This is a genomic window from Pseudomonas sp. GG8 (assembly GCF_052976945.1).
In genome coordinates this window covers 3,946,531-3,960,875 of record NZ_JBRIIP010000001.1, presented here as the reverse complement: position 1 = coordinate 3,960,875, position 14,345 = coordinate 3,946,531, and the positions used below count along the sequence as shown (strand labels likewise).

General features: G+C 58.1%; 15 protein-coding genes. 7 read left to right on the top strand and 8 right to left on the bottom strand.

All coding sequences use genetic code 11. The features are described 5' to 3' along the window. Positions 1–28: 28 nt before the first annotated feature. The gene (locus ACVBEG_RS19080) at positions 29–598 is read left to right on the top strand and encodes an elongation factor P (protein WP_322180920.1); all 570 of its coding nucleotides are present in this window, start codon (positions 29–31) and stop codon (positions 596–598) included. Positions 599–709: 111 nt separating this feature from the next. On the opposite strand, the gene ACVBEG_RS19075 is transcribed toward ACVBEG_RS19080, so the two are convergent. Then, positions 710–1,180, bottom strand: a complete 471-nt coding sequence (locus ACVBEG_RS19075; protein ID WP_322180918.1) for a MarR family winged helix-turn-helix transcriptional regulator — start codon at positions 1,178–1,180, stop codon at positions 710–712. A 210-nt stretch (positions 1,181–1,390) separates the two neighbouring features. Between ACVBEG_RS19075 and ACVBEG_RS19070 the strand changes: the two genes are divergently transcribed. Further along, positions 1,391–2,137, top strand: a complete 747-nt coding sequence (locus ACVBEG_RS19070) for a sulfite exporter TauE/SafE family protein (RefSeq protein ID WP_322182792.1) — start codon at positions 1,391–1,393, stop codon at positions 2,135–2,137. On the opposite strand, the gene ACVBEG_RS19065 is transcribed toward ACVBEG_RS19070, so the two are convergent. Then, a complete protein-coding gene (locus ACVBEG_RS19065; RefSeq protein ID WP_447108189.1) occupies positions 2,127–2,981 on the bottom strand; it encodes a LysR substrate-binding domain-containing protein in 855 nt (284 codons plus the stop codon). The two genes, ACVBEG_RS19070 and ACVBEG_RS19065, sit on opposite strands and share 11 nt — an antisense overlap. A 94-nt stretch (positions 2,982–3,075) precedes the next feature. Here ACVBEG_RS19065 and ACVBEG_RS19060 point away from each other — a divergent pair, with 94 nt between their 5' ends. Continuing rightward, positions 3,076–3,312, top strand: a complete 237-nt coding sequence (locus ACVBEG_RS19060) for a DUF1127 domain-containing protein (protein ID WP_443690708.1) — start codon at positions 3,076–3,078, stop codon at positions 3,310–3,312. A 172-nt stretch (positions 3,313–3,484) separates the two neighbouring features. Here the strand turns inward: ACVBEG_RS19060 and ACVBEG_RS19055 are convergent, their stop codons facing one another. Further along, entirely contained in the window at positions 3,485–4,831 is a 1,347-nt protein-coding gene (locus ACVBEG_RS19055; RefSeq protein ID WP_323565993.1) for a class II 3-deoxy-7-phosphoheptulonate synthase, read from the bottom strand. Between the two features lie 397 nt (positions 4,832–5,228). Here ACVBEG_RS19055 and ACVBEG_RS19050 point away from each other — a divergent pair, with 397 nt between their 5' ends. Continuing rightward, on the top strand, positions 5,229–5,984 hold the full coding sequence (locus tag ACVBEG_RS19050; protein WP_322180908.1) for a spermidine synthase: 756 nt from the start codon (positions 5,229–5,231) through the stop codon (positions 5,982–5,984). 13 nt (positions 5,985–5,997) lie between these two features. Here the strand turns inward: ACVBEG_RS19050 and ACVBEG_RS19045 are convergent, their stop codons facing one another. After that, positions 5,998–6,789 (bottom strand): crotonase/enoyl-CoA hydratase family protein, encoded by a 792-nt coding sequence (locus ACVBEG_RS19045; protein ID WP_322180906.1) that lies wholly within the window; start codon positions 6,787–6,789, stop codon positions 5,998–6,000. A 385-nt stretch (positions 6,790–7,174) separates the two neighbouring features. On the opposite strand from ACVBEG_RS19045, the gene ACVBEG_RS19040 reads away from it, so the two are divergent. Further along, positions 7,175–8,890, top strand: a complete 1,716-nt coding sequence (locus ACVBEG_RS19040; protein WP_322180904.1) for a DEAD/DEAH box helicase — start codon at positions 7,175–7,177, stop codon at positions 8,888–8,890. A 240-nt stretch (positions 8,891–9,130) separates the two neighbouring features. Here ACVBEG_RS19040 and ACVBEG_RS19035 read toward each other — a convergent pair whose 3' ends face one another. Then, positions 9,131–9,898 (bottom strand): DODA-type extradiol aromatic ring-opening family dioxygenase, encoded by a 768-nt coding sequence (locus ACVBEG_RS19035; RefSeq protein ID WP_322217425.1) that lies wholly within the window; start codon positions 9,896–9,898, stop codon positions 9,131–9,133. A 103-nt stretch (positions 9,899–10,001) separates the two neighbouring features. Here ACVBEG_RS19035 and ACVBEG_RS19030 point away from each other — a divergent pair, with 103 nt between their 5' ends. Then, positions 10,002–10,667, top strand: coding sequence for a thiopurine S-methyltransferase (locus ACVBEG_RS19030; protein WP_323565995.1), 666 nt, complete (start codon positions 10,002–10,004; stop codon positions 10,665–10,667). On the opposite strand, the gene ACVBEG_RS19025 is transcribed toward ACVBEG_RS19030, so the two are convergent. From ACVBEG_RS19025 to ACVBEG_RS19015, 3 genes are all read right to left on the bottom strand, one after another. Beyond that, complete coding sequence (locus ACVBEG_RS19025) at positions 10,644–11,306, bottom strand: DUF2959 domain-containing protein (RefSeq protein WP_447108188.1); 663 nt, start codon at positions 11,304–11,306, stop codon at positions 10,644–10,646. The genes ACVBEG_RS19030 and ACVBEG_RS19025 overlap by 24 nt on opposite strands. 76 nt (positions 11,307–11,382) lie before the next feature. Beyond that, the gene (gene htpX / locus ACVBEG_RS19020) at positions 11,383–12,273 is read right to left on the bottom strand and encodes a protease HtpX (protein WP_322180896.1); all 891 of its coding nucleotides are present in this window, start codon (positions 12,271–12,273) and stop codon (positions 11,383–11,385) included. A 230-nt stretch (positions 12,274–12,503) separates the two neighbouring features. Then, positions 12,504–13,715: a pyridoxal phosphate-dependent aminotransferase gene (locus ACVBEG_RS19015; RefSeq protein WP_323565997.1), complete on the bottom strand. Its 1,212-nt coding sequence runs from the start codon at positions 13,713–13,715 to the stop codon at positions 12,504–12,506. 192 nt (positions 13,716–13,907) lie between these two features. On the opposite strand from ACVBEG_RS19015, the gene msrB reads away from it, so the two are divergent. Beyond that, positions 13,908–14,303 carry a peptide-methionine (R)-S-oxide reductase MsrB gene (msrB, locus tag ACVBEG_RS19010; RefSeq protein WP_322217422.1) on the top strand — a complete coding sequence of 132 codons (396 nt, stop codon included), beginning with the start codon at positions 13,908–13,910 and terminating at the stop codon, positions 14,301–14,303. Positions 14,304–14,345: the final 42 nt, after the last annotated feature.

Sequence of the window (14,345 nt, the reverse complement as noted above, 5' to 3'; positions counted from 1 at the left end):
TAAATCCATCCAAATTCGGATATTCGTAATGAAAACTGGTAAAGAACTGAAACCCGGCACCGTGATTCGGCTCGAGAATGACCCTTGGTTGGTTCAGAAAGCTGAATTCACCAAGTCCGGTCGCAACAGCGCGATCATGAAAACCAAGTTGAAGAACCTGTTGACCGGTTACAAGACCGAGATCGTTTACAGCGCCGACGACAAACTGGACGACGTGATCCTTGATCGCAAGGCCGCCACGCTGTCTTTCATCAGCGGCGATACCTACACGTTCATGGACACCACCGACTACACCATGTACGAGCTGAACGCTGAAGACCTGGAAGCCGTTCTGCCGTTCATCGAAGAAGGCATGACTGACGTTTGCGAAGCGATCTTCTTCGAAGACCGTCTGGTTTCCGTTGAGCTGCCGACCACCATCGTTCGTGAAGTTGACTACACCGAAGGCTCCGCACGTGGCGACACGTCGGGCAAGGTGATGAAGCCAGCCAAATTGAAAAACGGTACCGAGCTGAGCGTTGCTGACTTCGTCAACATCGGCGACAGGATCGAGATCGACACACGTGATGGCGGTTCTTACAAAGGCCGCGCTAAATAAGCGTTGTCTTGTTCCGCAACACACGAAAGCCCGACCATCGAGTCGGGCTTTTTTGCATGCGTTGATCGGTGAAGTCTGGTCTTCGCAGACAAGTCAGCGCCTGCAGATTTATCAAAGGTTGTCGTGCAAATTCCCGCGCAGGGCGAGCAGTTCGCGTTGCAGGTTTTTCAGTGTGTCTAGTGTTGTGCCTGTGGCGGCGAAGATGCAGGAGGGCACGCTTTTGGCTTTTTCGCGCAGCGTACGGCCTTGCTCGGTGAGGTGCAGGTGGACAACACGCTCGTCTTCCTTGCTCCGGGTGCGGCTCAGCAGGCCTTCGCCTTCAAGGCGTTTGAGCAAGGGGGTCAGGGACCCCGGGTCGGTCAGCAGTCGCGTGCTGACTTCACCCACCGTCATGCCGTCGTGTTCCCAGAGCACCATCATCGCCAGGTACTGTGGATAAGTCAGGCCCAGCGCTTGCAGCAAAGGTTTGTAGACCTTGGTCATCATCAGCGATGTCGAGTACAGGGTGAAGCACAGCTGACTGTCGAGCAGCAGATGGTTGCCATTGTCTGCGTTGGGGGTGGAGCTGTCGTCAGCGCTCATGTGAGAGTCCTGTGTGCGGTAATGCGCTCTAATTTAGTGCCGCGATCTTTAATGCACCAGATAAATTCTACGGCTCAGCGTCAGTCGCCGTCGCATTCATGAAAGGCGAAGCCTCTGTGCATGGAATGTGAAGGCGCTGCGGCTGCCTTTGCGTTTCCCTACGTCATCGGACTGCGTAGCATGCGCCCATGGATTGACTGGGGACGCGGTGTGATTGAAATCGGGATGTATGTTTTGTTGGGCACCGTCATGGGGACGTTGGGTGGGTTGTTTGGCATCGGCGGCGGTCTGGTCGCGATTCCTGCGCTGGGGGTGTTGTTTGGTCTGAATCAGCAAATGGCACAAGGCACGGCGTTGCTCATGGTCTTGCCTAACGTGTTATTGGCATTGTTGCGTTATCACCAGCGCAACCGGATTTCCCTGCGCAATGCCCTGATGCTGATCATTCCCGGTTTTTGCTTCGCCTGGCTGACGTCGTTGTGGGCGGTGCGCCTGGATGCGCACACTATGCGTTTGGGCTTCGTCGCGTTCTTGATTGTGCTGACGCTGTTTAACCTGATTCAAATGTATTGGCACAAGGGCCAGGCCAGCAGCGAATTGCGTCATGTTAAATGGCTATGGCTGCTGGGTGTCGGCTCGGGGATGACAGGCGGCCTGTTCGGCGTCGGTAGCGGGGTGGTGGCGACCCCGATTCTGACCGGCGTGTTCGGCGCGACACAGGTGGCGGCTCAAGGGTTGGCGCTGGCGTTGGCAGCGCCCAGTACCGCCATTACGTTGGTCACTTACGCGGTGCATGACCACGTCAACTGGCAGATGGGCATTCCCTTGGCAGTGGGTGGCCTGCTGAGCATCAGTTGGGGCGTGAGGCTCGCCCATTCGCTGCCGGAAAAACGCCTGCGTTCGTTGTTCTGCGGCTTTCTGGTGATCTGCGCCGTGGTGCTCGCGTTTAAAGTTTGAAGCCGTCAGCGATGTGTTCGGCCAGGCATTCGGTGACCGGCGAGGTGTTTTTCGGATTGCGCAGCAGCACGATGCTGGCGGACGGCAACTGCGGCATTCCTTCGGCCTCGCCGATGATGCGCAGGTCCGGGGTGAGCAAGCTCTCGAGTTGCGCAGTCACCGCCAGGCCTGCGGTGACCACGGCACTGATCGCCGACAGGCTGGCGCTGGTGTAAGCGATACGGTACTCGCGCTGCATCGCGTCCAGCGCATTGCAGGCCCGTATCCGACAAAAACAGTCGGTATTGAACATCGCCAGCGGCAGCGGCGTTTGCTCGTGAGGGCAAAAACCTCGCGCCTCCATCCAGACGAAGCGCTCCTGACGCAAAATCTGGCCAATTTCGGTGCCCGGTTCTCGGGTGACGATGCTCAAGTCCAAGTCCTGGCGCTGTAGCAGTTGCTTGGAGGGTTCACAGTGAACTTCCACCTGCACCAGTGGATAGGCCTGAGCGAAGCGCGACAGAATCCCCGGTAGAAACCGCATCACGTAATCGTCCGGTGAACCGATTTTCACCACGCCGACCATGTGCGGTTCGCGCAAGGTGTTGAACACTTCGCTGTGCAGTTTGAGGATGCGTCGGGCATAACCGAGCAGCACCTGACCCTCGACGGTGAGGCTGACGGTGCGACCGTCCTTTTGAAAGAGCGAGCGCTGAAGAATGTCTTCTTCCAGGCGTTTCATCTGCATGCTGACCGCCGATTGCGTGCGGTTGACCACTTCTCCGGCACGGGTGAACCCACCCTCATCGGCAATCGCGACAAAGGTGCGCAACAGCTCGCTGTCGATGCTCGGGTAGGTGGCCATTCATCAATCTCCCAGATGCAGCGCATAAGAAACATTCGTTGGATTGATCTTAGCGCTGACGCGAGACTTAAGTCATCCCCACTTGGAGGGCAAGATGATGAAAGGTCAAAAAGGTTATGTGTGGGTGCGGAGCAGCGTGAATCGCAGTTCATCGGGTACACGCCTGATCAGCATGATCAAGCGTCAGTTGTTGCGCTGGTATGAACTGCATCGTCAACGTCAGCAGCTGACGAGCCTGAGCGATGCTGCTTTGAAGGACTTGGGTTTGAGTCGTGCCGATATCCAGCAGGAGGCAGAGCTGCCGTTCTGGAATGACCCAATGAAACGCTGACAGCACGGCGGTCGATCAGGTAGCGTTGTGGACTGAACAGGAGGTTCTGTATGTCCGCAGGTCTATCGCTCACAGGCACGGCGCATGGCGCTGGCCGCCCAGGGATTCAACGGGCGCCAGCCGCCAGCGTCGATCCCAGCCTTGGGCAGCGCCTACATTAGAAACGGATCAATCAGCGTCGAACCTGCTTCAATGTCTCGGCAATCAAAAACGCCAATTCCAGCGACTGGTCGGCGTTCATCCGTGGGTCGCAGTGGGTGTGGTAGCGATCCGACAGGCTGTCTTCGGTGATCGGGCGTGCGCCGCCGATGCATTCGGTGACGTTCTGCCCGGTCATCTCGATATGGATGCCCCCAGCGTAAGTACCTTCGGCCTGATGCACCTGAAAGAACTGTTTGACCTCGGTGAGAATCTGCGCGAAGTCACGGGTCTTGTAGCCGCTGCTGGCCTTGATCGTATTGCCGTGCATCGGGTCGGAACTCCACAGCACCTTGCGACCTTCGCGTTCGACCGCCCGAATCAGTTGCGGCAGGTGATCGCCAACCTTATTCGCACCCATGCGGGCGATCAGGTTCAGGCGACCTGGATCATTGTCCGGGTTGAGCGTGTCGATCAGGCGGATCAGGTCTTCCGGGTCCATGCTCGGGCCGACTTTGACCCCGATAGGGTTTTTGACCCCACGCAGGAACTCGACATGCGCACCGTCCAGTTGCCGCGTGCGGTCGCCGATCCACAGCATGTGTGCCGAGCAGTCGTAGTAATCATTGGTCAGGCTGTCGCGGCGCACGAACGCTTCTTCGTAATTCAGCAGCAAGGCTTCGTGGGCGGTGAAAAAGCTGGTTTCACGCAATTGTGGCGAGGTGTCCATGCCGCACGCACGCATGAAGGCCAGGGTTTCGTCGATGCGGCCGGCCAGCTGGCTGTACTTCTCGGCCAGCGCTGAATTAGCGATGAAGTCGAGGTTCCACTGGTGCACCTGATGCAGGTCGGCAAAACCGCCCTGAGCGAATGCGCGCAGGAGGTTCAAGGTGGCGGTGGACTGGTGATAAGCCTGCAAAAGACGGTCTGGGTCGGGCACGCGGCTTTTTTCATCGAAGCTGATGCCGTTGACGATATCGCCCCGGTAGGCCGGGAGCGTCACGCCGCCAATGGTTTCGTCGTTGGAGGAACGAGGCTTGGCGAATTGGCCGGCCATACGTCCGACTTTGACCACCGGGCAGCCGGCAGCGAAGGTCATGACGATGGCCATTTGCAGCAACACTTTGAAGGTGTCGCGAATCTTCGCTGCAGAGAACTCGACAAAGCTTTCTGCGCAGTCGCCACCTTGCAGCAGGAACGCACGACCCTGGGTCACCTCGGAAAACTGACGCCGCAACTCTCGGGCTTCCCCGGCGAACACCAGCGGCGGATAACCGGCCAGGCTCTGCTCGACACGCAACACGTGCGCGGCGTCGGGGTATTGAGGTTGCTGCTGAATAGGCATTGCCCGCCAGCTGTCGGGGCTCCAGGGTTGGCTCATGGTGAACTCTAAGTCAGTACGGTCGGACGGCCATGTTAGCAGTTCAGTGCCTGGGTGCCAGCGGAGGGGCCGTAGGATCAATCAATAATTAACGTGACCTCTCGGGCCTTGTTCGCGGACAATCCGCGCTTTCGTACAGCAAGCCCGGTCTCGATTCTGCCCGGAGGGCGTAGGAGCGACCGGGACGCGCAGTCTTGTCTGCGAAAAGGTCGGAACGACCTTCCGACGGCAGTGAATTCACTATTTTTGCTAGCGCTTCGGTCGGACGCGACCCCGGCTAGATCGCAGACAAGACTACGTCTCGGTCGCTCCTACAGGGGGCAGCGTTTTGCTGGGAATTTGATGGCACTTATTCTTTATTTTTCAATTGGTTACTTGTTTTTTGATAGGAGCGGCAATGACTGAGGAGAGGGTGGAGCGTGTACTGGCTGAAGTACACGATGATTTCGGCATGATTCGCGTGCTGGAAGTGGACGAGTATCGCTTCCTTGAATTCGGCGACGCCATCGAGCAAAGCTGCACGTTCACCGCCGACCCTAGCTGGCTGGAGTACGACTACACCCGCGCCATGCTGATTGGCGCGTTGTGCCACGAAGCGCCGGAAACCGCGCTGTTTCTGGGCCTTGGCGCGGGGACATTGACCCAGGCTTGCCTCAAGTTTTTGCCGCTCGAAGACGTCGAAGCCATCGAGTTGCGCCCTGACGTACCGCGGCTGGCCATCGAGTTTCTCGGTCTGGATGATGACCCGCGCCTGTACATACGCATTGGCGATGCCCTTGAATTGCTCGGCACTGCCGAAACCGCCGACCTGATCTTCGTGGATCTGTACACCGATCTGGGCCCGGGTGTCGGCCATCTGGCCTGGCAATTTCTGGAAAACTGTCAGAAGCACCTCAATCCGGGTGGCTGGCTGGTGATCAATCAATGGGCGACCGATGACGGTAAACCCTTGGGCGCTGCGCTGTTGCGCGGTCTTTATCACCGCCACTATTGGGAACTGCCGGTGAAGGAGGGCAACGTGATTCTGATGGTGCCGGCGAATCTGGAGCAGACGCTGGACTTGCAGCATCTGACCGAACGCGCCGAAGCCCTCGCGCCGCGCCTCGGTTATTCGCTGCTGCCGTTGATCAAAGCCATCCGCCCGGCGACGTGATTGTCCGGGGCTGCTAGTTGCCTTTGAAGTCGCCGGGCCTGCGTTCCAGCATCGCCCGTACGCCTTCTTTGGCGTCTTCGCTGTCCATCACGCTACGAATGAGCTCTGGCAAGCTTTTCGCCGCTGCGGTTTCCCCCTCCAGCAATGCCTGACGGGCCGAAGCCAGGGTAATCCTGACCCCTAGCGGTGCTTGCTCGGCGATGCGTCCGGCCAGTTTGATCGCGCGAGGTAGCAAATCCTCGCTGGCCATCACTTCCTGGACCAGGCCCATTCGATAAGCCTCATGTGCGTCGAACTCATCGCCAGTCAGCAACCAGCGCATGGCATTGCCCCAGCCCGCCCGTTGATGCAGGCGCAAGGTGGCGCCACCAAACGCAAAGATCCCGCGCTGCACTTCCATTTGCGCAAAGCGGGTGTTGCTGGCGCACAGGTTGATGTCCGAGGCGAGCATCAGCTCAATGCCGATGGTCAGGCAGTAACCCTGAGCGGCGACGATCACCGGCTTGCTGACCCTGGGGCCGATGAACACGCCCCACGGATCGCAGCCGCCCTCGGGCACTTCCCAGCCGCTGGCCAGGGTCGGTCCCGCCGCAGCCAGATCAAGGCCTGCCGTGAAATGATCGCCGTGGGCAAACACCACGGCCACTCGCGCCGCATCGTTGCGTTCGAACTCCCCGTAGGCGAGGCTCAGGTCATTGAGCAGGTCAAGATCAAAGGCGTTGCGTTTGGCGACGCGATCCAGGCCGATCAACATGATATGACCCCGCTGTTCGCGACTGACTCGGCCGGTGGAGGAGGAGGGCATAGGCATAATCCTTGTGCGCTGAGTGGCATTGGACGTGCGGTGAACACCTGGATCAGTGAACCGTTTAAGCAGCGTGGCCCCGCGATACCGGGCCTTTGCAAAATAGACACTGCAATGGATTTGCGCAAAGCCTGCGACGGACGGACGCGCAGCTATTATTTTGTTAAAAAACCCTCACTTTCGTGCGTAATTCCGGTATAGTGCGCGCCGGCCTTTAACAGGGCCCTCGTACAGGTATTGCAATTTCCCGAAGCCAGCTTCGGCTGCTTGTTCGCTCTGCGGACTATCCTTGACGATCCATTCATTCAAACGTTTTCGCAAATCCCCGCCGACAAAGCAGCCAGGGCGACTCTAGGGTCTTACACGGCACGCGCAGCTTTGGAACATGGGTCTTTGCGGATGCACTAGAGGCAGACCCATGACCCAGGAAATCGGCGGCTTCGCCGCTTTTGAACTACACCCTAATATTCTTGCAGCCGTTATCGCGACTGGCTACGAAGAGCCTTCGGCTATTCAGCAGCAATCTATCCCGATCATCATGGCCGGTCACGACATGATTGGTCAGGCGCAAACCGGTACGGGTAAAACCGCCGCGTTCGCCCTGCCGATCCTGCATCGCATCGACCCGGCCAAACGCGAACCACAAGCGCTGATTCTTGCGCCGACTCGCGAACTGGCCCTGCAAGTCGCCACCGCTTTCGAAACCTACGCCAAGCAAATGCCGGGCGTAACGGTTGTGGCTGTCTACGGCGGTGCGCCGATGGGCCCGCAATTGAAAGCTATCCGTAATGGCGCGCAGATCGTTGTCGCCACGCCGGGTCGTCTGTGCGATCACCTTCGCCGTGACGAAAAAGTCCTCTCTACCGTGAACCACCTGGTTCTCGACGAAGCGGACGAAATGTTGAAGCTGGGTTTCATGGACGACCTCGAAGTTATCTTCAAGGCCTTGCCAGCAACCCGCCAGACCGTTCTGTTCTCGGCCACCTTGCCTCAATCGATCCGTGCCATCGCTGAGCGCCATCTGCGCGATCCGAAGCACGTCAAGATTCAGACCAAGACCCAGACCGTTACCGCGATCGAACAGGCTCACCTGTTGGTTCACGCTGACCAGAAGACCTCGGCTGTTCTGAGCCTGCTGGAAGTGGAAGACTTCGACGCACTGATCATGTTCGTGCGGACCAAGCAAGCGACTCTGGATCTGGCCAGCGCCCTGGAAGCCAAAGGCTACAAAGCCGCTGCGCTGAACGGTGACATTGCTCAGAACCAACGTGAACGCGTCATCGAATCGCTCAAGGATGGCCGTCTGGACATCGTGGTCGCGACCGACGTTGCTGCCCGTGGTCTTGACGTTCCGCGTATCACCCACGTATTCAACGTGGACATGCCTTACGATCCAGAGTCCTACGTTCACCGTATCGGCCGTACTGGCCGTGCCGGTCGCGAAGGTCGTGCATTGCTGCTGGTGACTCCACGTGAGCGCCGCATGCTGCAAGTGATCGAGCGTGTTACAGGTCAGAAAGTTGCTGAAGTCCGCCTGCCGGATGCTCAAGCAGTTCTCGATGCTCGCATCAAGAAATTGACTAACAGCCTGGCTCCACTGGTTGCTGATGCTGAATCGACCCACGGTGATCTGCTTGATCGCCTGACCGCCGATATCGGTTGCAGCCCACGTGCCCTGGCCGCCGCTCTGTTGCGCAAAGCTACCAACGGTCAAGCATTGACCCTGGCAGCCATCGAACGTGATCGCCCACTGGTTCCGACCAGCGCGCCACGTGAGCGTAGCGATCGTTCATCTTCGGGTGATCGTCCTGAGCGCAGCGGTGCTGATCGTGAGCGTCGTGCTCCGGTTCCATTGGCTGAAGGCCGTGCTCGTTGCCGTACCGCGCTGGGTGCGCGTGATGGTATCGCTGCTAAAAACCTGTTGGGTGCAATCCTCAACGAAGGCGGCCTGGCCCGCGAAGCAATCGGCCGCATCCAGGTGCGTGATAGCTTCAGTCTGGTAGAACTGCCGGAAGATGGCCTTGAGCGTCTGCTGACCAAGTTGAAAGACACCCGCGTTGCTGGCAAGCAGTTGAAGCTGCGTCGCTATCGCGAAGATTGATCTGCTCTTGAGCTGATCGTCTGAACAAAAAAATCCCCGACTGGTTCGGGGATTTTTTTGTTTGTGGATTGATGAATTCGGCGTGTATATCCAGCATTTGCGGGTACTGGGGTTACGGTTCCGGCCTTACGGAGGGTCACTTTTTACAGGCGCCGGAATGCCGGACCACAAAAAAGTAACCAAAAACGCTTGCCCCTCCATACGGGGCTTCGCTGTGGCTCAGCCTGCACAGGTTCTATCTCAACCAAACCGATAAATGTCCATCCCCAGCGCGCCCATGGTGAAGCCTTGGTGCGCAATGCTGAATTCGCCGCCAGCACCGCGGGCAAAGAAAAGTGGCAGCAGGTGTTCATCGCTGGGGTGGCTACGAACGGCGTGGGGCGCCAGGCGGCGATAGTCGTGCAGAGCGGTTTCGTCGTTGTTCTTCAGCTTGTCGATGATCCAGTCGCGAAACTCTTTGGCCCAGGGCTCGACGCTTTCCGGTCCTGCGTGCCAGTCCAGTTCACGCAGGTTATGGGTGATGCTGCCAGAACCGATCACCAGCACACCTAGCTCACGCAGGTTGGCGAGTGCACGTCCTACCTGGGTTTGCAGGGCAGGCCCTTGGCGGGTGGGTAGCGAAACCTGCACCACTGGAATATCGGCCTGTGGGTACATCAACGACAATGGCACCCAGACGCCATGATCAAGCGGTCGCTGATTGTCGATTTTCGCCGCCAGGCCGCCAGCGGTGAGGAGTTCGACCACCTGTGCTGACAGTTCGGGTAAGCCGGGTGCCGGGTACTGCACGGCAAACAAGGCCGGCGGGAAGCCCCCAAAGTCATGCCAGGTTTCCGGATGCGGGTTGGCGTTGACCAGCAGCTCCTGGCTTTCCCAGTGGGCTGATACGATCACAATGGCTCGCGGCCTGGGCAGCTCGGCGGCCAGGCGAGCGAGTGCAGGGCCGCTTTCGCCGGGTTCGAGTGCAAGCATCGGCGAGCCATGAGAGATAAATAAGCTGGGGAACATAGCGAGAGTCCTGAGCGTTAAGATGGGGTTATCTTCAGGCAGAACATTGATCTAAATCTAATATAAGTTTTCGCGTCTTTTTATCGAATTATCAGGAGTATTTATGCAGCCGGACTTTTGGCACAAGCGCTGGGCACTCAATCAGATCGGTTTTCATCTTGGCGAGGTTAATCCTTATTTACAACGCTTCTGGCCTGACCTTGAACTCAAAAAGCATGCTCGGGTGCTGGTGCCGCTGTGCGGTAAAAGCCTGGATCTGGCCTGGTTGGCCGGCCAGGGATTTCACGTGCAGGGTGTCGAGTTGTCGGAAAAGGCCGTGGAGGACTTCTTTAGCGAACAGCACCTGGATGCGCAGATCAGTCAGCGCGGGCCGTTCAAGGTCTACAGCGTTGAGTCGATTGAGCTGTGGTGCGGCGATTTTTTCGCGCTCACGGCGGACGACGTCGGCGAGTGTGTCGGGCTTTATGACCGTGCGGCCTTGATCGCGCTGCCACCTGAGATGCGCCAACGCTATACGCGACACCTCGCGCAGATTTTGCCTCGCGGGTGCCAAGGGTTATTGATCACCCTGGATTACGATCAGACTCAAATCGACGGACCACCGTTTTCAGTGCCTGATGCTGAAGTACAGCAGTTGCTGGCAGCCGACTGGCAGCTGGATACCCTTGATGAGTGCGATGTGCTGGGCAAGAGCTGGAGATTTTTGCAGGGTGGCGTTACGCGGCTTGAGGAGCGGGCCTATCGCCTACTGCGTCGCACTGCCCTGTAGGTGGCGAACAAACGCATCGGAGTCGTCGATTGAGCGCTGCATGTCTTTGAGCAGTTGGTCGACATTGCCTTGCAGGTTGCTGTGCTCACCCTTGAGCGCGCCAATCGCTTGGGCGTTGAGGTTGTGCTTGAGGAACAGGACGTGATCGCGTAATACGCTCAGTACCGGCTCGATGCGGCTTTCAGCTGTTTTCATTTTCTGTAGCAACTCTCGGTATTCGGTCTGGGTGCGAGCCAGCTCCTTGGCGCTGGCGGCGCGCAGGTCTTTGTTGCTGTGTTGATCGAGTTCGTCATTCCATTCGTCGAACAACGCATCGGCCACGGTTTCGATGGCGCCGATGCGGTGGTGTACGGCGGCGGCGCTTTTTTCGCTGGCTTGGTAATCATCATTCAGCGCGTTGTAGCGTTTCTCCAGGTCGCCACCATTAAGTTGCACCACACTGCGATAGTTCTGCAACGCGCTGCTGAAATGCTGCTTGGCATCTTGTTGTGCGTCGCGTGCGTCATTAACCCGGCTGACCAGCATTTGCCGTTTTGGGATGCCTGCTTTTTCCATGGCGGCGAAGTACGCGCTTTGGCAGCCGCTCAGGGCGAACACGGTGATGCAGGCGAGGGCGAGGGCGAGCGAGCGCGAGCGCATGACGGTTTATTCTCTGATCCGGATAAAACAAAAAGGGCGACTCGCGTCGCCCTCTCGTAACACTGCCTGAAGCTTATCAGCCGCGACGACGGAGCGCCTCAATGCGGTCTTCCAGTGCCGGGTGGCTCATGAACAGACCCGCCAGACCGTGCTTGAGAACGCCGCCGTTGATGCCGAATGCTGCCAGGCTGTCCGGCATTTGCACCGGCACGCCTTGTTCCGAGCGCAGGCGCTGCAGGGCGCCGATCATGGCGCTGGTGCCTGCCAGGCGTGCACCGGCTTCGTCCGCCCGGTATTCGCGTTTGCGCGAGAACCACATGACGATGGTGCTAGCCAAAAAGCCCAATACCAGTTCGGCAAAGATGGTCGCGATGTAATAGGCCATGCCCTGACCCTGTTCGTTCTTGAAGATCACCTTGTCGACGAAGTTGCCGATGATCCGCGCGAAAAACATGACGAAGGTGTTCACCACGCCTTGTACCAGCGCCAGGGTCACCATGTCGCCGTTGGCAACGTGGCCGATTTCGTGCGCGAGGACTGCTTTTACTTCGTCGGGCGAAAAGCGCTCCAGCAAACCCTGGCTGACGGCGACCAGTGCGTCGTTCTTGTTCCAGCCCGTGGCGAAGGCGTTAGCTTCATAGGCCGGGAAGATGCCGACTTCAGGCATCTTGATCCCCGCTTCGCGTGCCAACTGTTCAACAGTTTGCAACAGCCATTGCTCATGACGAGTGCGTGGCTGGGAAATGATCTGGGTGCTGGTGCTCATCTTCGCCATCCACTTGGAGATGAACAGCGAGAACAGCGAGCCGGCGAAACCGAATACCGCGCAGAAAACCAGCAGCTGAGAGAGGTTCAGATCAACCCCATTGGCCGCCATGAACCCGTTGAAGCCAAAAAGGCTCAGCGTGATGCTGGCAATCAGCACGACCGCCAGGTTAGTGGCCAAGAACAGCAAAATGCGCATCATGGTTGAAACGTTCTCCTCATGAAAGTATGTAACGTGATGCGGGGTATATAAGGGGATGCACGCGGCTATTCAACAGGGGGACTATTTCAAACTGTGTCATCTGTCTGTTCCCTTCGCCCATTCAGCATAGCCCACACCTAGGCGATCCAGGGCTCCGCTAGCGCGAAAAGCCCCGTAGGCTGGCGGCGTGGCCCGTTCAGACCACGCAAGGCAGTGCGTGACTCGTTAGCTTACTGGCGATAGGTCTTGAGGAAGTTGCCGATGCGCCCAATCGCCTGATCCAGGTCATCGACACGCGGCAAGGTCACTACGCGGAAATGGTCCGGCCATGGCCAGTTGAAGGCTGTGCCCTGAACCACCAGGAGCTTTTCCGACAGGAGCAGATCGAGAACGAACTTCTCATCGTTGTGGATCGGGCAGACTTTCGGATCGATCCTCGGGAAGGCGTACAGCGCGCCCATCGGTTTGACGCAGCTGACACCGGGAATATCGTTGAGCAGTTCCCAGGTCCTGTTGCGCTGCTCCAGCAGGCGACCCTGTGGCAGCACCAGGTCGTTGATGCTCTGGTAGCCGCCCAGCGCGGTCTGGATCGCGTGCTGGCTCGGCACGTTGGCACACAGGCGCATGTTGGCCAGCATGTCGATGCCTTCGATGTAGCTATGGGCGTTGTGCTTGGGCCCGGAAATGGCAACCCAGCCTGAGCGGAAGCCCGCGACGCGGTACGACTTGGACAGACCGTTGAACGTCAGGCAGAGCAGGTCTGGCGCCAGTGAAGCGGTGCAGATGTGCACGGCGTCGTCGTAAAGGATCTTGTCGTAGATCTCGTCGGAAAACACCACCAGATTGTGCTGGCGCGCGAGTTCCAGCATGCCCATCAGCACTTCTTTGGGGTAGACCGCGCCGGTCGGGTTGTTCGGGTTGATGATCACCATGGCTTTGGTGTTCGGTGTGATCTTGGCCTTGATATCTTGCAGGTCAGGCCACCAATAAGCCTGTTCATCGCACAGGTAATGAACCGGGCTGCCGCCTGCGAGGCACACGGCGGCGGTCCACAGTGGGTAGTCGGGTGCCGGGATCAGCACTTCATCGCCATTGTTGAGCAGGGCCTGCAGCGACATCACGATCAGTTCGGAGACACCATTGCCCAGGTAGATGTCTTCAATGCCGACACCCTCTACCTGCTTTTGCTGGTAGTACTGCATGACGGCCTTGCGTGCGCTGAACAGGCCTTTGGAGTCGCTGTAGCCCTGTGCGGTCGGCAGATTGCGGATGACGTCCTGGAGGATTTCGTCCGGCGCTTCGAAACCAAATGGCGCGGGATTGCCGATATTCAGCTTGAGGATGCGATGGCCTTCCTCTTCCAGGCGTTTGGCGTGCTTGAGCACTGGGCCGCGAATGTCATAACAGACGTTGGCGAGCTTGTTCGATTTGCTGACCTGCATGGCGATTGATCCCGAAAATGGACGATCCACTGTATTCACATAGCCTGGGTTGCCGAGCATAGCGCCATGAAAATGGATTTGTATGCGCGAAACACGGATGCCAGACTGACGTCTAACGAGGCGCAATGATACGTGCCGCCCGATCAGCGGAAAAGATACAGATCGGGCTTTTTAAGCTGTGGAGGTGTACCCGTGGAAAAGTTGGAAAAAACCCGTGAAGAATGGCAAGCGATGCTCGATCCAGAGCAGTACAACGTGTGTCGCCTGAAAGCGACCGAGCGGCCCTTTTCCGGGAAGTACAACAGCACCAGGACCGCAGGGGTCTATCACTGTGTGTGCTGCAACGAAGCATTGTTCGATTCTTCGACCAAGTTCGACTCGGGTTGCGGCTGGCCAAGTTTCTACGCGCCCCTGGAGGGCAGTGCAGTCGTCGAGATTCGCGACATGACCCACGGCATGATTCGCACCGAAGTGGTTTGCGCCAAATGCGATGCCCATTTGGGGCATGTGTTCCCTGATGGCCCGCCGCCGACTGGCCTGCGTTATTGCATCAACTCGGTGTGCCTGGACCTGGTTCCTCGGGAGTAACGCGCCGCCGGGCTATTTGCCTATGCTGTGATATTGATGAGG

Bases quoted from the DNA above. Each gene is read 5' to 3' on its own strand.
- ACVBEG_RS19040 (WP_322180904.1), top strand. From the start codon at position 7,175: ATGGGTCTTTGCGGATGCACTAGAGGCAGACCCATGACCCAGGAAATC.
- ACVBEG_RS19055 (WP_323565993.1), bottom strand. From the start codon at position 4,831: ATGAGCCAACCCTGGAGCCCCGACAGCTGGCGGGCAATGCCTATTCAG.
- ACVBEG_RS19075 (WP_322180918.1), bottom strand. From the start codon at position 1,180: ATGAGCGCTGACGACAGCTCCACCCCCAACGCAGACAATGGCAACCAT.
- htpX (WP_322180896.1), bottom strand. From the start codon at position 12,273: ATGATGCGCATTTTGCTGTTCTTGGCCACTAACCTGGCGGTCGTGCTG.
- ACVBEG_RS19065 (WP_447108189.1), bottom strand. From the start codon at position 2,981: ATGGCCACCTACCCGAGCATCGACAGCGAGCTGTTGCGCACCTTTGTC.
- ACVBEG_RS19015 (WP_323565997.1), bottom strand. From the start codon at position 13,715: ATGCAGGTCAGCAAATCGAACAAGCTCGCCAACGTCTGTTATGACATT.
- ACVBEG_RS19025 (WP_447108188.1), bottom strand. From the start codon at position 11,306: ATGCGCTCGCGCTCGCTCGCCCTCGCCCTCGCCTGCATCACCGTGTTC.
- ACVBEG_RS19035 (WP_322217425.1), bottom strand. From the start codon at position 9,898: ATGTTCCCCAGCTTATTTATCTCTCATGGCTCGCCGATGCTTGCACTC.
- ACVBEG_RS19045 (WP_322180906.1), bottom strand. From the start codon at position 6,789: ATGCCCTCCTCCTCCACCGGCCGAGTCAGTCGCGAACAGCGGGGTCAT.
- ACVBEG_RS19080 (WP_322180920.1), top strand. From the start codon at position 29: ATGAAAACTGGTAAAGAACTGAAACCCGGCACCGTGATTCGGCTCGAG.
- ACVBEG_RS19050 (WP_322180908.1), top strand. From the start codon at position 5,229: ATGACTGAGGAGAGGGTGGAGCGTGTACTGGCTGAAGTACACGATGAT.
- ACVBEG_RS19060 (WP_443690708.1), top strand. From the start codon at position 3,076: ATGATGAAAGGTCAAAAAGGTTATGTGTGGGTGCGGAGCAGCGTGAAT.
- ACVBEG_RS19030 (WP_323565995.1), top strand. From the start codon at position 10,002: ATGCAGCCGGACTTTTGGCACAAGCGCTGGGCACTCAATCAGATCGGT.